Below are 21,912 nucleotides of genomic sequence, written 5' to 3' on the forward strand. Positions count from 1 at the left end.
CGGTCGTTCGGGCATCGGCACGCTCCGGAAAGCAGCTCTGCCGCACGAGTCCCGTCGTCAAGGCGTTCGAAGCTAACACGCTGATCCGGCCTCAAGTTATGAGTAAATTGACCGGTGAGCGGGTGGCCGTCGCGGTGCGGGAAGAGGCGAGCGGACCCTCACAAGTTAAGCGCTCGCCTTCTTGGGTGACTTCTTACTCGGCCTGTTCCGGGCGGTTGCGGTCCGCGTTCGCGGCGATCGCGTCCTTCAGGTGCTCGGCGAGCCCCGGGCGCATCCCGTCGTACAACTCCTTGAAGCGTTCGTCGGAGACGTACATCTCGCCGAGGCGGCGGTGCAGCTCGTGGGAGCACTCGTAGAACCAGGTGCGGATGTGCTGCCGGTGCTCCTCGGCCAGGGTCATGGCCGCCTCGCCGGTGGGCGGCTCGCCCGCCGACATCAGGGCGCCGTAGCGCTCCGCCCAGTCGGCGGTCTCGGCCTGGATGCGCTGCCAGTCCTCCTTGGTGTAGCGCGCGGTGCGGCGCCGCGACTCGGCGTACTCGTCGGTGCCGCCCCAGCGCTCCTCCACCTCTTCGGCGTACTGCTCCGGGTCCTTGCCCCCGAAGACCTCGAACCTCTCCTCGGGCGTGAGGTCGATGCCCATCTTCCGTGCCTCCATGGCGTGTTCCACGGCCGCCGCCATCTTCCGCAGCCGCTCGATCCGGGCGGTCAGCAGTTCGTGCTGCCGGCGCAGGTGCGCGCGCGGGTCCGCGACCGGGTCGTCGAGCAGGGCGGCGACCTCCTCGAGCGGGAAGCCGAGCTCCCGGTAGAACAGGATCTGCTGCAACCGGTCGAGGTCGGCGTCGCCGTAACGCCGGTGCCCCGCGTGGCTGCGTGCGCTCGGGACGAGCAGGCCGATGTCGTCGTAGTGGTGCAGCGTGCGCACCGTGACGCCGGCGAAGCCCGCGACCTGTCCCACGGAGTAGCTCACTTCCGCTCCCTTCTCGGTACGCGCTCCACGGTCGGGCCTCACGCCGCGTGAGGTGCAAGCGTGTCTCCCGTTTGTCAATATTTGTCCGCTTATCGTGAGCCCGTGGTCCAGGACTCCGAGCAGCAGACACCCTCCGTCGCCCCGGCGACACCCGCCCGCACCCTGCTGCCGTCGATCGTGCCCGCTGTCGCCGTGGGCGTGATCTCCAGCCTGCTCCTGATCGGGGTGGAGGCCGCCGCCGAGCAGCTCCAGGACGTGCTGTGGCAGACCGTGCCGGACGCGCTCGGGGTCGGCCGGTACTCGGTGGCGTGGATGTTCGCGGTGCTCTTCGCCACCGGAGTCGCGGTCGGGCTGGTGGTGTGGAAGGTGCCGGGACACGCGGGCCCGGATCCCGCCACCATCGGCCTGGACGCCCCCGTCCTGCCGCCCGTGGTGCTGCCGGGGCTGCTGCTGGCGACCGCGCTGATGCTGGCCGGCGGGCCCAGCCTCGGCCCCGAGAACCCGGTCATCACCGTGAACGTCGGCCTGGCGGCCTGGCTGGGTGCCCGGGCCCTCCCCCGGGCGCCCGGCCGGATCTGGCCGGTGCTGGCGGAGGCGGCGACGATCGGCGCGCTGTTCGGCACGCCGGTGGCGGCCGCCCTGGTGATCTCCGAGGCGCTGGCCGGGCGGACGATGCGCGGCCTGCTGTGGGACAACGTGTTCGCGCCCCTGGTCGCCGCGGCGACCGGTGCCCTGACGGTGGCCTTCCTCGACCGCCCGAGCTTCGACCTGGGCCTGCCGTCCTTCGGGCGTCCCGGCTGGGGCGACCTGGCGGCGGCGGTCGTGGTCGCCTCGGTGGGCGCGCTGCTCGCCCTGTGCGCCGTGTACGCCTTCCCCTTCGTGAACGGAGCCTTTCGCCGGCTGCGGCACCCGATGCTGATGCTCCCCGCCGGTGGGATCGTGCTGGGCTGCCTCGCGGCCTGGGGTGGCCATCTGACGCTGTTCAAGGGGCTCGACGAGACCGCGACACTGGCACACGACCCGGACGGCTGGTCGGCCGGGGAGTTCGCCGTGATGACGGTGGTGAAGCTCGCCGCCCTGCTCGTCGCCGCGTCCTGCGGTTTCCGTGGCGGCCGGATCTTCCCCGCCGTGTTCGCCGGCACCGCCCTCGGCCTGTGCGCGCACGCCCTGGTGTCCGGGGTGCACCCCTCGGTGGGCGTGTCCGCCGGTGTGCTCGGGGCGCTGCTGGCCATCACCCGGCAGGGCTGGATCAGCCTGTTCGTCGCCGCGGTGCTGGTCGCCGAGCCGGGGATCATCACCCTGCTCTGTGTCGCCTCACTGCCGGCCTGGCTGCTGGTGACGGGCCGGCCGCACATGCAGCTGCGCCCGGACGGCACGCCGGTCCGATGACCTCCCCTCCCCGCACCGAACCCACCCGACACCGGAGGCTCCCTTGCCGCTCCACGAAGGCCCCCGCCAGTCCGGCGAGCGCCGGCTGTCCGTCAATCCCTTCTACGGCCCCGCCGACCCGCTCGGCGGCATGGTCGAGGCCCCGCCCACGCACCGGCTCCCGGGCCGGCCGATGGCACCGGGCACCGCCCACCAGCTGGTGCGCGACGAGCTGATGCTCGACGGCAACGCGCGGCTGAACCTCGCCACCTTCGTCACCACCTGGATGGAGCCGGAGGCCGGGCTGCTGATGGCCGAGTGCCGCGACAAGAACATCATCGACAAGGACGAGTACCCGCGCACGGCCGAACTGGAGCGGCGGTGCGTGGCGATGCTGGCCGACCTGTGGAACGCCCCCGACCCGGCGAAGGCCGTGGGCTGTTCGACGACCGGGTCGAGCGAGGCGTGCATGCTGGCCGGGATGGCGCTGAAACGGCGCTGGACCAAGCGCAACGCCGACCGGTACCCGGGCGCCCGGCCCAATCTGGTGATGGGCGTGAACGTGCAGGTCTGCTGGGAGAAGTTCTGCACCTTCTGGGAGGTCGAGGCCCGCCTCGTCCCCATGGAGGGCGAGCGCTTCCACCTGGACCCGCAGGCCGCGGCCGACCTGTGCGACGAGAACACCATCGGGGTCGTCGGGATCCTGGGCTCGACCTTCGACGGGTCCTACGAGCCGATCGCGGACCTGTGCGCGGCGCTGGACGCGCTGCGGGAACGGACCGGTCTGGACGTCCCCGTGCACGTGGACGGGGCGTCCGGCGCCATGGTCGCGCCGTTCCTCGACGAGGACCTGGTGTGGGACTTCCGGCTGCCGAGGGTGGCGTCGATCAACACCTCGGGGCACAAGTACGGCCTCGTCTACCCGGGCGTCGGCTGGGCGCTGTGGCGGGACGCGGAGGCGCTGCCAAAGGAGCTGGTGTTCCGGGTGAACTACCTGGGCGGTGACATGCCGACGTTCGCGCTGAACTTCTCCCGGCCGGGCGCGCAGGTGGTGGCGCAGTACTACACGTTCCTGCGGCTGGGCCGGGACGGCTACCGGGCCGTCCAGCAGGCCGCGCGGGACGTGGCCACGGGCATGGCCGCGCGGATCGAGGCGCTCGGGGACTTCCGGCTGCTGACCCGGGGCGACCAGCTGCCGGTCTTCGCCTTCACGACGGCTCCGGACGTGGAGGCGTACGACGTCTTCGACCTCTCCCGGCGGCTGCGCGAGAGCGGCTGGCTGGTGCCCGCCTACACCTTCCCGGCCAACCGCGAGGACCTGTCCGTGCTACGGGTGGTGTGCCGCAACGGCTTCTCCGCCGACCTCGCCGAACTCCTCACCCAGGACCTGGAACGGCTCCTGCCGGAGCTGCGCCGGCAGCCGCACCCCCAGATCCAGGACAGGAGCGCGGCCACCGGGTTTCACCACTAGGGCCGGTCGTTCGGCTCAGGCCGGCGTGGCAAGGCCCTAGCGGCTCAGCCGCCCGAACCGCCGTACGGCCAGTGGGAAGAACACCGCCAGCAGGGCCAGGGGCCAGATCACGGCCGGCCACACGTGCCCGGACTCCGCGCCGGGCACGCCGAACAGGTCCCGTACGGCCGTGGCCGTGTGGGACATCGGGTTCCACTCGACGACCGTGCCCAGCCAGCCGGGCATGGAGTCGGGGAGGGCCAGGGCGTTGGAGAGGAAGCCGACCGGCCAGATGAGGATCTGCACGGCCTGGACCATCTCCGGTTTGCCGGCCACCAGCGCCAGGTGGATGCCGATCCACAGCATGGCGAACCGGAACAGCAGGAGCAGACCCACGGCCCCCAGGAAGGCGGCCACCGCCGTGGACACGCCAGCCGAGCGCGGCGCCCACGCCGATGAGGACCACCAGGGCCATCGCCGACTGCAGCATGTCGGCGGCGGAACGGCCCACCAGGACGGCTCCGTTGGCCATCGGCATCGAACGGAAGCGGTCGATCACGCCCTTGTTGAGGTCCTGCGTGACGGCGAGCATCGTGCCCTCCAGGCCGAAGGCCATGGTGAGCGCGAGCATGCCCGGGATGAGGTAGTCCCGGTATGCGCCGTTCACCCCCCGGCCGCCTCCGACGAGGTAGCCGAACATGAGCAGCAGCATCACCGGGAAGACGAGGTTGACGACCAGCTGGACCGGCTGCCGCCCCCAGCGGGAGAGCTCCCGGCGGGTCATGGTCCAGGCGTCGGTCAGGGCGTAGGCGGTCACACGGCCTCCTTCACTCGGCGGTCGTCCCCGGTCAGGTGCAGGAACACCTCGTCCAGCGTCGGGCGCCGCAGCGCGACGTCCTCGGCCTCGATCCCGGACTCTTGAAGGGCCCGTACGACCCCGGAGAGCGCCTCCATGCGGTCGGTCACCGGGGCGCTCAGCAGGCGGCGGTCGGCGTCGACGCTGACCCCGGTGAGGGGCAGCAGGGCAACGGCCGCGCCCAGTTGACCGGCGTGCCGCAGGACCACGTCGATGCGGTCGCCGCCGATCAGCCCCTTCAGCTCGTCCGCCGTGCCCTCCGCGATGACGCGGCCGGTGTCGACGACCGAGATGCGGTCGGCGAGCTGGTCGGCCTCCTCCAGGTACTGCGTGGTGAGCAGGACCGTCGTACCGCCGCCGACCAGGGAACGGACGGAGTCCCACACCTCGGCGCGGCCCCGCGGGTCGAGGCCGGTGGTCGGCTCGTCCAGGAAGAGCACCTCCGGTTCGGTGATCAGGGAGGCCGCGAGGTCCAGCCGGCGCCGCATGCCGCCGCTGTACTGCCGGACCGCCTTGCGGCCCGTGTCGGCCAGGTCGAAACGCTCCAGGAGCTCGTCGGCACGCGCGCGTGCCCGTTTCGCGCCCAGGTGGTGCAGCCGTCCGAACAGTTCCAGGTTCTGGCGGCCGCCGAGCTCCTCGTCCAGCGCGGCGTGCTGGCCGAGCAGCCCGATGCGCAGGCGTACTTCGTAGGCCTGGCCGAGCACATCGCGTCCGGCCACCTCGATCCGGCCCGCGTCGGGCCGCAGCAGTGTGGACAGGATCCGGACCAGGGTGGTCTTGCCCGCCCCGTTCGGGCCGAGCACCCCGTGCACCGTGCCGCGCGCGACCCGCAGGTCGAGCCCGTCCAGCGCCTTCTTGTCGCCGTACCTCTTCTCCGCGCCTTCGACGGTGATCGCCGCGTCGGCCACTGACCCTCCCTCGCTAGTCAAACTTGACTACACATTCGAAGGTAACCCCGCCTCGCTCATTCGTCAAACTTGATTAGCGAGCGTCCCCGGGGTGCTCGTCCTCCGTCGCGTACGGGTTCTCCTGGCCCTCGGCGAGGATGCCGACGAACGGATCACCCTCGTCGGCGAAGGTGTAGGCGCCGCCCTCGATGCGCTCGATCAGGCCGTGGGTCCACTCGGCCTCGGAGTCGGCCGTATGGACCCACATGTTCATGATCTCGCCGATGTGACCGAGCTGCTCGGGCCCCTCCTCGGGCACGTAGTGCTCCAGGACGGAGGCCCGCCACTGCTCGATCCGCAGCGTCCGCTCCTTCAGCAGCGCGACGGCCTCGGCCCGCGGCAGGTCGACGACGAAGCCGACGGCGGCCGTCTTCATGTCCCCGCGCTGGTCGTAGGTGACCAGCGCGTCCCGCAGCAGCCGGTAGTACTCCTCGGTCCCCTGCTCGGTGATCTCGTACTCCGTGCGCGGCGGGCCGCCGGCCGTGGACGGGGCGATCTCGTGCGCGTGCAGCAAGCCCTGTTTCGCCATCTGCTTCAGTGCGTGGTAGATCGAGCCGGGCTTGGCGTTGGACCACTCGTGCGCACCCCAGTACTCCAGGTCGTTGCGCACCTGGTAGCCGTGGGCGCGGCCGTGCATACGGACCGCGCCGAGCACGAGGAGACGGATCGCTGACATGCGGTCCAGGTTAGGACCCGGCCGCCACCTGCTGTTCCTCGGCCACCAGCTCGAAGGCCGTCCGGCCGTCCAGCGACTCCCGGACGATGTCGGCGTGGCCGGCGTGCCGGGCCGTCTCACGGATGAGGTGGAGACAGAGCCAGCGCATGGAGACGCGGCCGTCCGGCGGGAACCAGGGCTGGGCGGGCAGCGCGAAGGTGTCGTCGAGGCTCGGCACGGAGCGGATGAAGTCCTCCGTCTCGGCCGCGACCTTCTCCCAGTACGCCAGCTGTGACTCCACGCTCTCGCCCTCGACCAGCCGGAAGCACTCGTGCCAGTTGCTCTGGTCCCGCACGACGGCCGGGGGCTCGCCCTTGGCCATGGAGATCCACATCTGTTCGACCTCGGCGACGTGCTTGACCAGCCCGGCGAGGGACAGCTCGCTGGCGCTGGGCGTGCTCGTGGCCTGTTCGGCGGTCAGTCCGAGCACCGCCCGGCGGATGCCGCCGCGCTGCTCGGCGAGGAAGGACAGGAGCGCTCCGCGCTCGTCGCCGGGTGCCTCCGCGGGAACGTGAGTGACCATGACCGCCGCCTTTCGCCGGACCGGGGGCGTCTCCCCCTGACACCTACGAAGCTACGAGCCCTTGCGGTCAGATGCCGTCCGCAAGGGCCCCGCCGTGCCGTACGAGGTCCGGTACAAGATCCGGTACGAGGCCGGTACGAGGTCTAGAAGGGGAAGCCGCTGCGCCCGTGCTGCACCGAGATCCACTTGGTCGTGGTGAAGGAGTCCAGCATCGTGTCGCCGTTGAGCCGGCCGATGCCCGAGTGCTTCTCGCCGCCGAAGGGGACGATCGGCTCGTCGTGGACGGTGCCGTCGTTCACGTGGAACATGCCCGTGTCGATCTGCTTGGCGAAGGCGACGCCCCGCTCCACGTTCCCGGTGTGGACGGCACCGCTCAGGCCGTACGGCGTGTCGTTGACGATGCGCACGGCCTCCTCCTCGCCGTCGAACGGGACGAGGAAGACCACCGGTCCGAAGACCTCCTGCCGCAGCAGCGCCGAGTCGGCGGGGACGCCGGTCAGTACGGACGGCTCGACCAGGTTGTCGGTCCGGCCGCCGCGCACCAGGGCCGTGGCGCCCTCGGCGAGGGCCTGCTCGACCACACCGGAGACGGCGTCCGCCTGCGAGGAGTTGATCACCGGGCCGATGACGGTCTCCGGGTCGCGCGGGTCGCCCGCCTTGAGGGTCTTCACCTTGGCGACGAACTTCTCGGTGAACGCGTCCGCGACCGAACGGTCCACCAGGACCCGGTTGGCGGCCATGCAGACCTGACCCTGGTGGACGTACCGGCTGAAGACCGCCGCGTCGACCGCGTAGTCGAGGTCGGCGTCGTCCAGGACGACCAGCGCGCTGTTGCCGCCCAGTTCGAGCACGGAGCGCTTGAACAGCCGGGCGCAGACGGTCGCCACGTGCCGGCCGACCTGGTCGGAGCCGGTGAAGGAGATGACCTTGGGGACCGGGTGCTCGATGAAGGCGTCGCCGATCTCCGCGATGTCGGTGATGACGACGTTCAGCAGACCGCCGGGCAGCCCCGCGTCCTCGAAGATCTTCGCGACCAGGGAGCCGCCGACGACCGGCGTGTTCTGGTGCGGCTTGAGCACCACGGCGTTGCCGAGCGCGAGCGCCGGTGCGACGGACTTGATCGACAGCAGGAACGGGAAGTTGAAGGGGCTGATCACGCCCACCACACCGACCGGCACGCGGTAGACGCGGTTCTCCTTGCCGTCCACCGGCGAGGGGATGATCCGGCCCTCGGGCGCCAGCGCCAGATGGACCGCCTCGCGCAGGAACTCCTTGGCGAGGTGCAGCTCGAAGGCCGCCTTCAGACGGGTGCCGCCGAGCTCGGCGATGATGGCCTCGGAGATCTCCGCCTCGCGCTCCTCGATGAGCCTCAGGGCCTTCTCGAAGACCGCGCGACGGGCGTAGGGGTTGGTCGCCGCCCACTGCTTCTGGGCGCGGGCGGCGGCCTGGTACGCCTGATCGACCTCGTCGGCCGTGGCTATGGTGATCGACGCGAGCTTCTCGTCGTCGTACGGGTTGAAGTCGATGATGTCCCAGGAACCGGTACCCGGGCGCCACTCACCGTCGATGTACTGCTGTGCAAGGTCGGTGAAGTAGGACGACGACATTAGTGATCCCTCGATCCCTGGCAGACCTCTGATCGCGCCTTCACGATCTGATCACACGTCATCGTACTGATGTCTAAGGCGAGTTGGAGGGGACCTTCAGGAGAGTTGGAGGAGGCCCCGGAGAAGGTCCCGGCTCTCCGAGGGTCCCGGGCTGTCGCTCTGGAGCTCCTTGAGCGCCTTCTCGTACTGGGCGACGTCCTCGGGCTTGTCCAGGTAGAGCGCGCTGGTCAGCTGCTCCAGGTAGACGACGTCCGACAGGTCGGACTCCGGGAAGCTGAGGATCGTGAACGCGCCACTTTCGCCGGAGTGGCCGCCGAGGCTGAACGGCACGATCTGGAGGCGGACGTTGGGCCGCTCGGAGATCTCGATGAGGTGCTGGAGCTGGCCGCGCATCACCTCGCGGTCGCCGTAGGGGCGGCGCAGCGCGGCCTCGTCCAGGATGATGTGGAAGTCCGGCGCCCGCTCGTCGACCAGGTGCTTCTGCCGCTCCAGGCGCAGCGCCACCCGCCGTTCGACGTCGGCCTCGCTCGCGCCCTGCATGCCCCGCCGGACCACCGCGTGGGCGTACGCCTCGGTCTGGAGCAGGCCGTGCACGAACTGCACCTCGTAGGCCCGGATCAGCGAGGCGGCGCCCTCCAGGCCGACGTAGGTCGGGAACCAGCTGGGCAGCACGTCGGAGTAACTGTGCCACCAGCCCGCGACGTTGGCCTCCTTGGCCAGCGACAGCAGGGAGGCGCGCTCCTGCTCGTCCGTGATGCCGTACAGCGTCAGCAGGTCCTCGACGTCTCTGGTCTTGAAGCTCACCCGGCCCAACTCCATCCGGCTGATCTTCGACTCGGAGGCGCGGATCGAGTAGCCCGCCGCCTCGCGCGTGATGCCTCGCGCCTCACGCAGACGCCTGAGTTGTGATCCGAGCAGCATGCGCCGCACCACCGATCCCGGCTCTCCCGCGCTCACGTTCGCCAGCCTCCCCAACGTCTCAGGGGCCGAAGTCTGCCACTAAAACACTCCGAGCAGTACTCGTCCGGTTACGGAAACGGAATCCAGACGGCAGGCGCTCGCGCGCGGAGGAAAGAAAGAGGCAAGCGAACGGCCGGAGTTGGGCAGGAAGACAGGGGAAAAATTGGCCAACAAGCGGTACGGGCCATCTCATTCCGGTCACGTGCACGTGCATCTGCCCTTGCATCTGCTGTACGCATCCGAAACCATGGTGCCGCACCACCGCTGCATCGCACCGACCGCGAATTCCCGGGAGTGCCTCGCATGGGGACGAATGGATCGACCATGCTCGAGCCGTTACGGCAGGGCCTTCCGCCGCTTGATCTTGCGGCCGTGTCCGACGCCGCCTCCTGCGCCCTGCCCGCCCGCTACGAAGCGGTGCGCGAGGCGCGGCAGTTCACGCGCGGAACCCTCGACCAGTGGGACATGGGCGACAGCTTCGACGACGTCTGTCTCGTCGTGTCGGAACTCGTCACCAACGCCCTGCGGCACGGCTTGCCGGGCAGCACCCCTGGCGTCAACGGTCATGAGCCTCCCGTCCGGCTGCATCTGATGCGGTGGACCGAGCGGCTGGTGTGCGCGGTGCGCGATCCCAGCCATGACAGTCCCGTCGCCCGGGAGACCGACGACTTCTCGTCCGAGTCGGGCCGCGGACTGTTCCTCGTGGACTCCTTCAGCGACAGCTGGGGCTGGCATCCGCTCGCGGGCGCGCTGAGCGGCAAGGTGGTCTGGGCGCTGTTCCGGCTGCCGCGGACCGGTTCGGACCCGACCGCGGAATAAGAAGCCGCGACGCTTCCGCGCGTCGCGGTTCTACGCGCGTTACAGCGCGTCAAGTCCCTGATTGCCCCGGTTTCGCCGGGGACCTCCCGGCTGTCAGCCCCCCACGAGGTGGTCGAACTCGCCGTCCTTCACACCCAGCAGCATGGCCTCGATCTCCGCGCGGGTGTAGACCAGTGCGGGGCCGTCGGGGAAGCGCGAGTTGCGCACGGCCACGTCACCGCCCGGCAGCCGGGCGAACTCCACGCACGAGCCTTGCGAGTTGCTGTGCCGACTCTTCTGCCAGGCCACACCACGCAGCCTGGTGGCCGCCATCCCGTTGTACGCGTCGTGGTCCACAGGTCGCTCCCCGGTGGTGCACTGGCTGATGTGGCCATTGATGCAGTGGTCAACTGACCCGGATCATAGCCCTGTTCATGTGCAGATGCATGGGCAGATGCACGTGCACGCGGGGTGGTCCTGCGGTTACAGCTTTGACGACCGCTGACCGAAGCTCTCGCCTGTTTGACGGACCCACACTGCCTCGCGTTCCCGGGGCCCGGCGCCGAAGTCGGCGGGTTCGGGGGAGGTCGTATGGAGGCGGAGCATCCGCAAGGCGGCTGCGGCGGGCGGCCGGGCGTCGAAGAAGCGGGAGCTGGGAGCGGCCCGGAGAGGCTCGCCGACCGGGCCTGCCTGCACTGATACGGAAGCCCGCGGCGGCGGGCGGGGGCAGGGAGAAATGGTGCACACGGAGGAGCGCGAGGTCGTCTCCGCGTACGGGACCCGGCTCGCACCATCGCCCGACACCGGGTCGGCCGTCCGGCCCCCCGACTGCCCGTCAATCCTGCGGAACGGCAGGTCGGCAGGGCCGTTCGCCACGGCCGGACGGCGTGCATGAGGTTCCCCACCCGTCAAGCGTGGGGAACCTCACCCGGGTCGGACGCCCTCAACGGCTGGAGTACGGCAGCAGCGCCATCTCGCGCGCGTTCTTGATCGCCCGGGCCAGCTGCCGCTGCTGCTGGGACGACACCCGGGTGACCCGGCGGCTGCGGATCTTGCCCCGGTCGGAGATGAACTTCCGCAGCAGATCGGTGTCCTTGTAGTCGACGTAGGTGATCCCGGCCTGGTCCAGGGGGTTGGGCCGGTTCTTCGCGGGCGTGCGGTCGGGCTTGCGGGGCATCTCGGGTCAGACCTCCAGGAGGGTGTCGAAGGGGTGCGGCAGTCGCTGCCAGGCATCCGGCCCGGCGGCGTACTCGGCGTCGGTCAGCAGGCAGGACTCCAGCAGGCGTTCCAACCCGTCCCGGTCGAGGCCGGGCGAGGTGAAGACGAGGTGCTGGCCGCGGTCGCCGTGCTCGGGGTGCCAGTCCAGCGCGGCGGCGGCGCGGCGCACCGGCGGGATCATCTCCCAGGCCGCGTCCGGCAGGGAGGCCAGCCAGGGCCCCGCGCTCTCCACGCACAGGGCGCCGCCCGCCGCGTCCCAGTGGAACAGCGTGTCGGGCTTGTCGGCGAGCCAGAACCGTCCCCGGCTGCGGGCCGCCGCGCAGGTCAGGTCCTCCAGGGCGGCGTAGAGGCGCTCCGGGTGGAAGGGGCGGCGCCGCTGCCAGACCAGCGTGGAGACGCCGTGCGCGTCGGCCTCGACGGGCAGCAGGGCACAGGCCGGGTGCTGGGCCGCGGCGGCCGCCTCGACATCGAAGCCGGCCAGGGCCGCCCGGGCGAGGGGCGGGAGCGGGCGCCGGCGTGGGGGTGGCACGGTCAGGCCGTCGTCGGCGGGGCCGGGTGTGCGGCCACCGTGGAAGGGGGAGCCGCCGGGGGTGGGCGGAAGCCCGGGGGCGGGCGCGGAGCCATCCGCGGGCGAGAAGCCGGGGTCCGGATCAGCAGTGCTGGTCGGGCACAGGGGGTCTGTGGGCTCGTGTGGGTTCGGCCGGGGGGTGTGGTCGATCGGGACCTGGTGGGCGGTCGGGTGGAGTTGGGCGAGCAGCTCGCGGTCCTCGTCGTCGGCCTCCGGGGACTCGGCGACCGCGAGGACCGGGGCGTACTCCAGCTGGCGGGCGAAGGTGTCGGCGACCGTGCGCTGATCTGTGGCGGCGGCGGCGAGACCGCCGTCGGCGAGGTCGTCGCCGTTGCCGAGGTACGGCAGGACCAGGGCCGGGTCGACGGCGGTGACGACCCCCGTGACGGTGAACCCGCCGGCCGTGACGACCTCGGCCATGGCCTTGGGCTCGACGGAGTCCCACAGCTCGACGACGGCCAGCGGCGTCCGCCCGGCCTCCGCGAGCCGCTCCAGCTCCGGCACCAGGTCCTCGCGCAGGGCACAGCAGGCACAGTCGTTGACGAGCGGCGCCTCGCCCGCGTCCAGGACGCCGGTGGCGTCCCGGACGGTCCGTACGACGGTGCCGGCCGCGGCGGTGGCCAGGTCGTGGTGGAGCACGACACTGCCGGGCACGTCGGCGAGCAGCCGCGCCACGGCCGCCCTGCGGGCGTCGGCGTGCAGCCCGCCGACGATCGCGACGGAGAGGTCGGGCACCGGTCAGCCCTTCTTTCCGTACCGGCGTTCGAAGCGCTCCACGCGGCCCGCGGTGTCCAGGACGCGGGCGGTGCCGGTGTAGAAGGGGTGGCTGACGTCGGAGATCTCGACGTCGACGACGGCGTACGTGTTGCCGTCCTCCCACTCGACGGTCTTCTCGCCCGCCGTGGCGGAGAGGGTCGAGCGGGTGAGGAAGGCGTAGTTCGCGGCACGGTCGCGGAAGACGACGGGGCCGTACTCCGGGTGGATTCCCTGGCGCATGGTCAGCGCTCCTCTCGGAAGTCGACGTGGCGGCCGGCGACCGGATCGAACTTGCGCAGGGTCAGTCGGTCCGGGTCGTTGCGGCGGTTCTTTCGGGTCACGTAGGTGAAGCCGGTCCCGGCGGTGGACCGGAGCTTGATGACCGGCCGGAGTTCGTTGCGTGCCATGCCGCTATAGTACTGAAAATGAATTCCATTTCCAGCACCTGAGGCAGAGAGGTACGTCACCACCCATGTCCGCGCACTGCATGCTGACCGGGGCCCGGCCGGGCTTCGGCAACCGCGTCTCGCACTCCCACCGGCGCACGTCCCGCCGGTTCGACCCCAACATCCAGTCCAAGCGCTACTGGCTGCCGAGCGAGGGCCGGTACGTACGCCTCCGGCTGAGCGCCAGGGGGATCAGGACGGTCGACGCGATCGGGGTCGAGGCGGCCGTCGCCCGGGTCCGCGCCCGGGGAGTGAGGGTCTGATGGCCAAGAAGAGCAAGATCGCGAAGAACGAGAAGCGGCGGGAGACCGTCGCCCGGTTCGCCGCCCGGCGGGCCGAGCTGAAGGAGATCGTCCGGCGGCCGTCCTCGACGGAGGCGGAGCGGCTCGCCGCCCAGGCGGAGCTGCGCAGGCAGCCGCGCGACGCGAGCGCCACGCGGGTACGCAACCGCGACCAGGTGGACGGCCGGCCGCGGGGATACTTCCGGGCGTTCGGGCTGTCCCGGGTGAGTCTGCGGGGGCAGGCGCACGCAGGGTATCTGCCCGGGGTGCGGAAGGCGTCCTGGTGAGGGGCCGGGCGCCGCGCAGTCGATGGCCGGGGGCTGGTCGTCCCCGAGGTGGGGCGGAGGCCGGCCCTTGGGAGCCGGTCGCTCCGTTGCCGGTCCCGCCGGCCTGCCGCCTCGGCCGGAGACCCCGGGGGACCTCGCCCCCGGGGGCTCTTGACCGGTGCTGGTAGCTTGCTGCGATCGTTCCGGTCAGGGCCGGTGGGTCCGGTCCGGGCCGGTCGGCCGGCTACAGCTTGGGGGCTTGCAGTGACTTCGGTGATCTTCTCGCGCCGCCCGGGACCCCGTCGGCGGCTGCGGGTCGCGGCGGCGGCCACCGGCCTCGCGGGCGCGCTCGCGCTGACCGCGTGCAGCGGCGACGGCGGCGGCTCCGGGGACGACGCGGCGTCCAGCCCGTCCCCCTCGGCCGCGTCGTCCGCCGGAACCGGCGGCGGCTCGGCCGACTCCGGCACCGGATCCGGCAGCGGCTCCGGCTCCGGCTCCGGCGGATCGGCCGCCGGCAAGCTCGCCGGCAGCTGGCTCGCGACGACCGACGGCAAGGCCGTGGCCCTGGTGGTCACCGGCAAGCAGGCCGCGCTCTTCGCCACCGGCGGCAGTGTGTGCAGCGGCTCCGCGGGCGAGCAGTCCGGGACGCAGATGATCCGCCTGAAGTGCACGGACGGCAGCAAGGACCGGACGACCGGCATGGTCGACTCGGTGTCCGGGAGCACCCTGAAGGTCACCTGGGAGGGCGGCCGGGGCGAGGAGACGTACACCAAGGCCGAGGGCGGCAAGCTGCCGACCGGGCTGCCGACGGGGGGCCTCGGCTAGGGGCCTGCCGTCGAGACCGCTCACGCGGGTGGCCTCACGGCAGGGCGTTTCGGCCTGCCCGGGTGCGTGAGGGCCCCCGCGTCGGAGATGATCCACGCGTCGGAACCGCTCTTCGCCATCACGCACCAGAGGTCCCCATGCGCACCCTTTCTCCCCTCCCCCTGGCCGCCGCCCTCACCGCGGCGCTCCTGCTGACCGCCTGCGACGACGGCAAGTCCGCCGACGGCGGCGCCAAGACCGCGGACCGGCCGGCCGGCTCGGCGTGCGCGATCGGCGACATGGGCGTGGAGGTCGCGGCCGGCGCCGCACCGGCCGCCGGCGACACCGGCACCGTCACCGTGACGCTCACCAACAAGGGCGCGCAGTGCACGCTGAAGGGCTTCCCCGGCGTGGACCTGATGGCCGACGACAGCACGACGTCCGTGTCCCCGGACGAGGGCGCGAAGGCCCAGTCGCTCACGCTCGGCAAGGGCGGCACCACGTCCTTCACCATCACCTACGTCCGGGGCGAGGCGGGCTCCCCGAAGAGCCTCCCCGTGCGGAAGGCGTCCTTCACCCTGCCCGGCGCCACAAGGGACGCGCACACCCTGACGTGGTCGTACGGCGAGGTCGCCCGGAGGGACGGGGCCGGCGGCGCGGCACAGGCCTCGGTGAGCGGCTTCGAGTCCTCCGGCGACTGACGGGACGTCAGCGCAGCGGCGGCCGATGCCCGACCTGGGCCCGGTCCGCCGCCTGCGCGCCCTCGTTCCAGCCCGCCGCGTCGCGCACCCCGCGCAGACGGGTGGTGGTCGTCTCCGGGAACATCCGGTCCAGCCGGCCGGTGACGGCGACGTCGCGGGAGGCGAGCACCGGCAGCAGGTCGTCGGAGACCTGGCTCCCGGCGGCCTCGGCCAGGCGCGTGCCGATGCGGTGGGCGTAGGCCGCGAGGAAGGACTGCCGGAACGTCTTGGTGCGCTTGCGGCCGCCGGCGCGCTGCGCGGCCTCCGCCTTCGTCATGGCGGTCGTCGCCTGCACGAGGAGTGAGGTGTAAAGGAGTTCGACCGCTTCCAGGTCCGTCTCGAAGCCGACGACGGTGGAGAAGCCGAGGGGCTCGTTCCACACCGCCCGGCAGTGGTTGGCGGTGGCGACGGCGTCCAGCAGCACCGCCTTGGCCTGCTCGTACGGCGGTTCGACACCGATCCGGCAGGCGCCTGGCGTGTCGGGCGACGGCGCGCGGGACGCGAGCAGCGCCTCGTCGACGCTGTGCCGGGCCATCAGCTCCTGCGCCTTGGCGCTGAGCGCCTCGGCCTCCTCCGGGAACCCGGTGGCCTCCGCCTTGGCGAGCAGCGCGCGGATGCGGGTGAGCATGCGGGACTCGGTCCTCGGCTCGCCGGGTGACTCGTCGAGGGCCTCGAGCGCGGGCAGCCGCAGCAGCAGGCGGTACAGCTCCAGCACGGCGGTGGCATGCGAGAAGCGGTCGGTGCGGGACGGGGCGTCCGCGGGGAGCTCGGCGAGCTGCGCGCTCCAGCGGCGGCCTCGGGCCCGGTCGCGCCCGGACTGTGCGCGGATCAGCTCCGCCGCAAGGCGTACGTGGACGTCGTCCAGCTCGCGCCGGACGATCCGCACGACATCGGCCGGCTGCCAGCCGCGTCGCCAGGCGGCGGCCACGAACTCCTCGCCACGACGGGCGAGTTCGGCGTCCGCTGCCGGATCGGAGGCGAGCAGGGACGCGCCGGTGTCGAGGGCCGTCTCGCCGGTCTCGTACAGGGCTGCCTCGAACGCGCGGTCGACGGTGCTGGACGTACTCACGGGCCGATGGTGCCACGCCGCCGCCCCGGGGCCCGCGTCGCGTCGGCCCGGTGCCCCCGCCCACCCCGTACCGGGCACCCGTGACCTCCTACGTCTCACTCCCCGGAATTGGGTCGTACGGCCGCGGCGGGGATTCGAGCATGGCCCTCATGGTGGACATGTCTCTCTACGCGGCGTTCCTCGTCGCCGCCTTCGCGCTCTGCATCACTCCCGGCCCCGACATGATGTTCATCGTGGCGATGGGCGGCCGGGGCGGACCCACCGCCGGGGTGATGGCCGCGTTCGGCGTGGCCTGCGCGATGCTCGTGCACGCGGTCGCGGCGGCCCTCGGCCTGTCGGCCCTGTTCACGGCGTTGCCGACGCTGTACCACGTGCTGCGCTGGGCGGGCGCGGCGTATCTGCTCTACCTGGCGGTGAAGGCGTTCCGCGACACATCGGTGCCGGAGGACGAGGCGGACGCCGAGCGGCCGGGAGGGCGGCGCTCCGGGATGCGGCGGGCGTTCTGGCAGGGCGCGATCACCAACCTGCTCAACCCGAAGGTGATCCTCTTCAACGTGGCGTTCCTGCCGCAGTTCGTCGACCCGTCGCTCGGCCATGTCCAGGGGCAGTTGCTGCTGCTCGGCGCCACGCTCGTGGTGATGGGCTTCCTGTGGGACGGCAGCGTCGGCCTGCTCGCGGGGCGGCTGGCCTCGCTCCTGAGGCGCAGCGCGCGGGTCAACCGCTGGCTGAACATCGTCTCCGGGACGGTGTTCACGGGGCTGGCGGTGCGGTTGGTGGCGACCTCGCCGAAGTAGCCGCAGAGTGTCAACTCTTGGTTGACACCCTGAGGGGTGCAACCTACGGTTGACACCATGACGACGAACCCGAACATCACGTCATCCGTACGCCTCGACGACCTGATCGCGGCGATCAAGAAGGTGCACCAGGAGCCCCTCGAGCAGCTCCAGGACGCCGTGATCGCCGCCGATCACCTCGGCGAGGTGGCCGACCACCTCATCGGCCACTTCGTGGACCAGGCCCGGCGTTCCGGCGCCTCCTGGACGGACATCGGCAAGAGCATGGGGGTCACCCGGCAGGCGGCGCAGAAGCGCTTCGTGCCCAAGGAGTCGGCCGACCTCGACCCGAGCCAGGGCTTCAACCGCTACACGCCCCGCGCCCGCAACACGGTGATGGCCTCGCACAACGCCGCCAAGGCCGCGCACAACGCCGAGGGCCTGCCCGAGCACCTCGTCCTCGGACTGCTGGCCGAACCGGAGGGCCTCGCCGCGAAGGCGATCGTCGAGCAGGGCGTATCCCTCGACAGCGTCCGCGAGGCGGCGACGGCGGCGCTCCCGCCGGCCGTCGACGAGGCCCCCGAGCTCGTGCCCTACGGCCAGGCCGCCAAGAAGGTCCTGGAGCTCACCTTCCGCGAGGCCCTGCGCCTCGGCCACAACTACATCGGCACCGAGCACATCCTGCTCGCCCTGCTGGAGCACGAGAACGGCGAGGGCGTCCTCAGCGGCCTCGGCATCGGCAAGGAGCGGACCGAGCAGTACCTCGCCCGGGTGCTGGAGAAGATCGCGGAGGCCCAGAAGGACGTGCTGGACGAGTCCTGACCGCCCGGGTGGGCGGTGGCGAGGGGGCGTTGTCAGACCCTCCTGCCACACTCGCGACATGGCCGACCGGTGGGCGCTCGCTCCGGCCGAGGACGGTGGCGTGGACGTCGCCCCCCTCGGCCCGGACGGGCTGCCCGCCGGGCCGGTGACGCGGGAGCCGGACCCCGCCGAGGCCGTGCGGAGCCGGCCCGGGGTCACACGGTGGGTGTGGCGGTCCACCGCCGAGGTCTACCCCCGCCTGCTCGCCACGGGGGTGCGAGTCGAGCGGTGCTACGACATCGAGGCCGCCGAGACACTCCTCCTCGGCCATGAGGGACGGTACGGGGAGCCCCGCTCGGCCGCCGCCGCCCTGGCCCGGCTGCGCGGCGGTCCCGTACCGCCCGATCCGCCGCAGCGGTCCGCCGAACCGGGCTCGCAGTCCTCCCTGTTCGAACCCCAGGGCGTCCACCTGCCCCTGGCGGACCTCCTCACGGTCTACGCCGAGCAGCAGCGGCGGCACCAGCGGGCCGAGCACCCCGACCGGATGCGCCTGCTGACGGCCGCCGAGTCGGCGGGCATGCTGGTGGCCGCCGAGATGAACCGGTCAGGGCTGCCCTGGCGCGCGGAGGTGCACCGCGCGCTGCTGCACGACCTGCTGGGCGAGCGGTACGCGGGGGGCGGCGAGCCGCGCCGCCTGGCCGAACTGGCCGACGAGGTGTCCGCCGCGTTCGGCCGCCGGGTCCGCCCCGACCTGCCCGCGGACGTGGTCAAGGCGTTCGCGCAGGCCGGCATCAAGGTCTCCTCGACCCGTAAGTGGGAGATCGAGTCGGTCGACCACCCGGCGGTGAAACCGCTCCTCGAGTACAAGAAGCTGTACCGCATCTGGGTCGCCCACGGCTGGTCCTGGCTCCAGGACTGGGTGCGCGACGGGCGGTTCCGGCCCGAGTTCCTCGCGGGCGGGACGGTGACCGGGCGCTGGGTGACCAACGGCGGGGGCGGGCTCCAGATCCCCAAGGTGATCCGGCGGGCCGTCGTCGCCGACCCCGGCTGGCGGCTGGTCGTCGCCGACGCCGACCAGATGGAGCCGCGCGTGCTCGCCGCGATCTCCCGCGACCCCGGGCTGATGGAGGTGGCCGGCCGGGAGAGCGACCTGTACCAGTCGGTCTCCGACCGCGCCTTCTCCGGCGACCGCTCCCAGGCCAAACTCGCCGTGCTCGGCGCGGTCTACGGCCAGACCTCCGGCGACGGACTGAAGAACCTCGCCGCGCTTCGGCGCCGCTTCCCCAGGGCGGTGGCGTACGTCGACGAGGCGGCCCGCGCCGGCGAGGAGGGGCGGTTGGTGCGGACCTGGCTGGGGCGCACCTGTCCTCCCGCGGCCCGGGCGACGGACGAGGCCGCGGAGGAGGCGGGCATCCCGCTCCCGGAGGACGTCGCACAGCAGGACGCACAGCAGTGGGTGCCCGGGTACGCCTCCACCAACGCCCGCGCGCGGGGCCGCTTCGCCCGCAACTTCGTCGTCCAGGGCAGTGCCGCCGACTGGGCGCTGCTCCTGCTCGCCGCGCTGCGCAAGACGTGCGCGGAGCTGTCGGCCGAGCTGGTCTTCTTCCAGCACGACGAGGTGATCGTGCACTGCCCCGAGGAGGAGACGGCGGCGGTCGTGACGGCGATCCGCGAGGCGGCGGCCCTGGCCGGGCGGCTCACCTTCGGGCAGACGCCGGTGCGGTTCCCGTTCACGACGGCGGTGGTGGAGTGCTACGCGGACGCCAAGTGATCACTCGGCGGCGCGGACCAGGTCGTCGGCCGGGTGAGGGAGGGGAGGGGGATCGGCCGGGTGCGGGAGGGCGGGCGGATCGGCCGGGTGCGGGAGGGGAGGCCGGTCGGGCACGGCCTGACGCGGACCGGTCGGGGCGCCGCGCATGACGGTGCCGGTCGCGGGGTGAGTACGGTCCGCGTCCCGCTCCGTGGCGAGTTCGCGGGCGAAGTCGCGTACGAGGTCGTGCGGTGCGTAGCGGCCGTACGCCGGCTCCTGGAGCAGCGCCACGTCGACCAGGCGGTCCAGCGCGGCCTCGGTGCGGCGTTCGCCGGTGCCGGTGAGGCGGGCGAGCAGGGGTGCGCCGTACTCGGGCAGATCGAGGGAACCGATACGGCGCAGGGTGAGGGCGGCGTCCCGGTCGGCCTCACGCTCGGAGCCGGCGAGCGCGCGGTGCGCGACCGCCAGCGAGCGGCGCACGCTCAGGTCGTCGTACTCCAGGTGCCGCAATCGTCCTTCCCGGTCGGCCAGTTGGCCGGCGAGCGTCTCCGGCGTGAGGGCGGGCCGGGCGGCGAGCCGCGCGGCGACGACGCGCAGGGCGAGGGGGAGGCGGCCGGTGAGTTCGACGAGGGCACGCGCGGCCTGCGAACCGTCCAGGCCGTCGCGACCGGAGGCCGCTCGCAGCAGGTCCGCGCCCTCCTCCCGCGACAGGGGGGCGAGCGGGAAGCGGGCGACGCCGTCGAGGGTGGTGAGCGGCGACCGGCTGGTGACGATCACCGCGCACCCGGCGCCGCCCGGCAGCAACGGCCGGACCTGTGCGGCGCTCACGGCGTCGTCCAACACCAGGAGGGTGCGCGTCGGCGCGAGCAGCGAGCGCAGCAAGGCGGATGCCGCGTCCGGGAGTTCGGGGACACGGCGGGGCTCCACGCCGAGGTCGCGCAGCAGGGCGGTGAGCGCTTGGCCGGGGGTGAGAGGGGTCATGCCCGGGGTGGCGCCGTGCAGGCCGAGGTGGAGCTGCCCATCGGGGAAACGTTCCGCCACCTCATGCGCGAGGTGCAGCGCGAGGGCGCTCTTGCCCACGCCGGGCATACCGCTGATGACGGTGGTGGGGTGCGGACCGGGTGCGGTGAGGGTGTGGCGCAGGGAGGCGCGTACGAGGGCACGGCCGGTGAAGTGGGCGGGGGGCGGCGGCAACTGGGCGGGCGGTGGCGGCGGCTTGGCAGGAGGGGAGGGCGACTGGTCGGGAGAGGGAGGCGACTGGACGGGAGAGGACGGCGACTTCACGGACCCCCGCAACACCTCGACATGCGCCGCCCGCACACCCGGCCCGGGCTCGATGCCGAGCCGGTCGACGAGGCGGGCGCGCAGGTCGTGGTGGACGGCCAGGGCCTCGGCCTGGCGGCCGGTGCGGTGCAGGGCGAGCATGAGCTGCCGGTGGTACACCTCCCGCAGCGGATACTCGGCGGTCAGCGCCGCCAGTTCCGCGACGAGCTCATGGAGTCGCGGGCCGCCGAGCGCCAACTCGGCGTCGTGACGCCACTCCAGGAGCAGCAGCCGTGCCTCAAGCAGCCGCCGGGTGAAGGCGTACCCGCCCACCTCGGGCGGCAGCCCGGCGAGCGGCACGTCCCGCCACAGCGCGAGTGCGACCGCACACTCGCGTACGACCCGCTCCCAGTCCCCGCCGGTGTGCGCGGCACGCGCGGCGGCGACACGGGCGTCGAACACATGGACGTCCAGTTCACCCTCGTCGACCCGCAGCACATACCCGGTCGGTACGGTCCGCAGCCGTGCTGGATCGTCGAGCAGCCGCCGCAGCCGGGCCACGTGATTGTGCAGTGAGGCCCGGGCGGAAACCGGCGGGTCCTCGCCCCACAGCGCGTCCTCGAGCGACTCGACGGACACGATCCGCCCGGCGTCGAGCAGCAACGCGGCCAGCAGGACACGGGACTTGGGGCTCGCGATGCCCCGGGCCTCTCTCCCACCCCCGCCGCCCACGACGTCGCAGTACAACACCGGTGGCCCCAGCAGCCCGAACCGCACCCTCGCCCCCTGCCTTCCAGCGCCTCCGCCCTTGACGAGTTTCCACCCCTGGGCGGCGGTTTTCCGCCACCCCGGCCTTCGTCCATTCCGCCGGAACGAGCCTCTGCCCGGCCTTCTTCGATCCAGGTTCAGCGACTTCCGGTCAATCGGCAGACGACGCAACGGCGAACCATTGGCCATATGTTAGCGATCCGTTGGCAATGCCTGAT

Annotated in this window: 22 protein-coding genes and 2 pseudogenes; 10 read left to right on the forward strand and 14 right to left on the reverse strand. The window is 72.2% G+C overall.

The annotated features are described in order from the left end of the window. Nucleotides 1-193: 193 nt before the first annotated feature. The gene (locus tag ABEA82_RS10080; RefSeq protein ID WP_345661053.1) at nucleotides 194-967 is read right to left on the reverse strand and encodes a MerR family transcriptional regulator; all 774 of its coding nucleotides are present in this window, start codon (nucleotides 965-967) and stop codon (nucleotides 194-196) included. 102 nt (nucleotides 968-1,069) lie between these two features. Between ABEA82_RS10080 and ABEA82_RS10085 the strand changes: the two genes are divergently transcribed. Both ABEA82_RS10085 and gad read left to right on the forward strand, forming a co-directional pair. Further along, nucleotides 1,070-2,356, forward strand: coding sequence for an ion channel protein (locus tag ABEA82_RS10085; RefSeq protein WP_345661054.1), 1,287 nt, complete (start codon nucleotides 1,070-1,072; stop codon nucleotides 2,354-2,356). 43 nt (nucleotides 2,357-2,399) lie between these two features. Next, complete coding sequence (gad, locus tag ABEA82_RS10090) at nucleotides 2,400-3,806, forward strand: glutamate decarboxylase (RefSeq protein ID WP_345661055.1); 1,407 nt, start codon at nucleotides 2,400-2,402, stop codon at nucleotides 3,804-3,806. Between the two features lie 36 nt (nucleotides 3,807-3,842). Here the strand turns inward: gad and ABEA82_RS10095 are convergent. From ABEA82_RS10095 to ABEA82_RS10120, 6 genes and pseudogenes are all read right to left on the reverse strand, one after another. Continuing rightward, a pseudogene (locus ABEA82_RS10095) lies at nucleotides 3,843-4,602 on the reverse strand (ABC transporter permease). After that, nucleotides 4,599-5,549: an ATP-binding cassette domain-containing protein gene (locus tag ABEA82_RS10100; RefSeq protein WP_345661056.1), complete on the reverse strand. Its 951-nt coding sequence runs from the start codon at nucleotides 5,547-5,549 to the stop codon at nucleotides 4,599-4,601. The pseudogene ABEA82_RS10095 and the gene ABEA82_RS10100 overlap by 4 nt, the downstream one beginning before the upstream one ends. 73 nt (nucleotides 5,550-5,622) lie before the next feature. Then, nucleotides 5,623-6,264, reverse strand: a complete 642-nt coding sequence (locus tag ABEA82_RS10105) for a PadR family transcriptional regulator (RefSeq protein ID WP_345661057.1) — start codon at nucleotides 6,262-6,264, stop codon at nucleotides 5,623-5,625. A 10-nt stretch (nucleotides 6,265-6,274) separates the two neighbouring features. Beyond that, entirely contained in the window at nucleotides 6,275-6,826 is a 552-nt protein-coding gene (locus tag ABEA82_RS10110; protein ID WP_345661058.1) for a DinB family protein, read from the reverse strand. Between the two features lie 143 nt (nucleotides 6,827-6,969). Beyond that, entirely contained in the window at nucleotides 6,970-8,433 is a 1,464-nt protein-coding gene (locus ABEA82_RS10115; RefSeq protein ID WP_345661059.1) for an aldehyde dehydrogenase family protein, read from the reverse strand. 96 nt (nucleotides 8,434-8,529) lie between these two features. Continuing rightward, a complete protein-coding gene (locus ABEA82_RS10120) occupies nucleotides 8,530-9,354 on the reverse strand; it encodes a helix-turn-helix domain-containing protein (protein ID WP_345661690.1) in 825 nt (274 codons plus the stop codon). 342 nt (nucleotides 9,355-9,696) lie between these two features. Here ABEA82_RS10120 and ABEA82_RS10125 point away from each other — a divergent pair, with 342 nt between their 5' ends. Then, a complete protein-coding gene (locus ABEA82_RS10125) occupies nucleotides 9,697-10,212 on the forward strand; it encodes an ATP-binding protein (protein ID WP_345661060.1) in 516 nt (171 codons plus the stop codon). Between the two features lie 93 nt (nucleotides 10,213-10,305). Here the strand turns inward: ABEA82_RS10125 and ABEA82_RS10130 are convergent, their stop codons facing one another. The 5 genes from ABEA82_RS10130 to rpmG form a co-directional block, all read right to left on the reverse strand. Then, complete coding sequence (locus ABEA82_RS10130) at nucleotides 10,306-10,524, reverse strand: DUF397 domain-containing protein (protein WP_086847633.1); 219 nt, start codon at nucleotides 10,522-10,524, stop codon at nucleotides 10,306-10,308. A gap of 610 nt (nucleotides 10,525-11,134) precedes the next feature. Beyond that, complete coding sequence (rpsR, locus tag ABEA82_RS10135) at nucleotides 11,135-11,368, reverse strand: 30S ribosomal protein S18 (RefSeq protein ID WP_345661061.1); 234 nt, start codon at nucleotides 11,366-11,368, stop codon at nucleotides 11,135-11,137. Between the two features lie 6 nt (nucleotides 11,369-11,374). Further along, nucleotides 11,375-12,712, reverse strand: a complete 1,338-nt coding sequence (locus tag ABEA82_RS10140) for a CobW family GTP-binding protein (protein WP_345661062.1) — start codon at nucleotides 12,710-12,712, stop codon at nucleotides 11,375-11,377. Nucleotides 12,713-12,715: 3 nt separating this feature from the next. Beyond that, nucleotides 12,716-12,973, reverse strand: a complete 258-nt coding sequence (locus ABEA82_RS10145) for a type B 50S ribosomal protein L31 (protein ID WP_345661063.1) — start codon at nucleotides 12,971-12,973, stop codon at nucleotides 12,716-12,718. 2 nt (nucleotides 12,974-12,975) lie between these two features. After that, nucleotides 12,976-13,140, reverse strand: a complete 165-nt coding sequence (gene rpmG / locus ABEA82_RS10150) for a 50S ribosomal protein L33 (protein ID WP_003991959.1) — start codon at nucleotides 13,138-13,140, stop codon at nucleotides 12,976-12,978. Nucleotides 13,141-13,205: 65 nt separating this feature from the next. Between rpmG and rpmB the strand changes: the two genes are divergently transcribed. From rpmB to ABEA82_RS10170, 4 genes are all read left to right on the forward strand, one after another. Continuing rightward, nucleotides 13,206-13,442 (forward strand): 50S ribosomal protein L28, encoded by a 237-nt coding sequence (gene rpmB, locus ABEA82_RS10155; protein ID WP_345661064.1) that lies wholly within the window; start codon nucleotides 13,206-13,208, stop codon nucleotides 13,440-13,442. Then, the gene (rpsN, locus tag ABEA82_RS10160) at nucleotides 13,442-13,747 is read left to right on the forward strand and encodes a 30S ribosomal protein S14 (protein WP_345661065.1); all 306 of its coding nucleotides are present in this window, start codon (nucleotides 13,442-13,444) and stop codon (nucleotides 13,745-13,747) included. Before rpmB ends, rpsN begins: the two co-directional genes overlap by 1 nt. 243 nt (nucleotides 13,748-13,990) lie before the next feature. After that, a complete protein-coding gene (locus ABEA82_RS10165) occupies nucleotides 13,991-14,551 on the forward strand; it encodes a hypothetical protein (protein ID WP_425588503.1) in 561 nt (186 codons plus the stop codon). A 137-nt stretch (nucleotides 14,552-14,688) separates the two neighbouring features. Continuing rightward, entirely contained in the window at nucleotides 14,689-15,231 is a 543-nt protein-coding gene (locus ABEA82_RS10170) for a DUF4232 domain-containing protein (RefSeq protein WP_345661066.1), read from the forward strand. A gap of 7 nt (nucleotides 15,232-15,238) precedes the next feature. Here the strand turns inward: ABEA82_RS10170 and ABEA82_RS10175 are convergent, their stop codons facing one another. Beyond that, nucleotides 15,239-16,339 (reverse strand): DUF2786 domain-containing protein, encoded by a 1,101-nt coding sequence (locus tag ABEA82_RS10175; protein WP_345661067.1) that lies wholly within the window; start codon nucleotides 16,337-16,339, stop codon nucleotides 15,239-15,241. Between the two features lie 149 nt (nucleotides 16,340-16,488). Here ABEA82_RS10175 and ABEA82_RS10180 point away from each other — a divergent pair, with 149 nt between their 5' ends. The 3 genes from ABEA82_RS10180 to ABEA82_RS10190 are packed head-to-tail and all read left to right on the forward strand — an operon-like array spanning nucleotide 16,489 to nucleotide 19,684. Further along, on the forward strand, nucleotides 16,489-17,133 hold the full coding sequence (locus tag ABEA82_RS10180) for a LysE family translocator (protein ID WP_345661068.1): 645 nt from the start codon (nucleotides 16,489-16,491) through the stop codon (nucleotides 17,131-17,133). Nucleotides 17,134-17,190: 57 nt separating this feature from the next. Next, a complete protein-coding gene (locus tag ABEA82_RS10185) occupies nucleotides 17,191-17,934 on the forward strand; it encodes a Clp protease N-terminal domain-containing protein (protein ID WP_003991953.1) in 744 nt (247 codons plus the stop codon). A 58-nt stretch (nucleotides 17,935-17,992) separates the two neighbouring features. Further along, nucleotides 17,993-19,684 carry a bifunctional 3'-5' exonuclease/DNA polymerase gene (locus ABEA82_RS10190; RefSeq protein ID WP_345661069.1) on the forward strand — a complete coding sequence of 564 codons (1,692 nt, stop codon included), beginning with the start codon at nucleotides 17,993-17,995 and terminating at the stop codon, nucleotides 19,682-19,684. Nucleotides 19,685-19,876: 192 nt separating this feature from the next. Here the strand turns inward: ABEA82_RS10190 and ABEA82_RS10195 are convergent. Further along, nucleotides 19,877-21,691, reverse strand: a pseudogene (locus ABEA82_RS10195) (AfsR/SARP family transcriptional regulator); the annotation flags it as partial. Between the last annotated feature and the right edge of the window lie 221 nt (nucleotides 21,692-21,912).

Source organism: Streptomyces venetus (assembly GCF_039540295.1).
Lineage (GTDB): Bacteria > Actinomycetota > Actinomycetes > Streptomycetales > Streptomycetaceae > Streptomyces > Streptomyces venetus.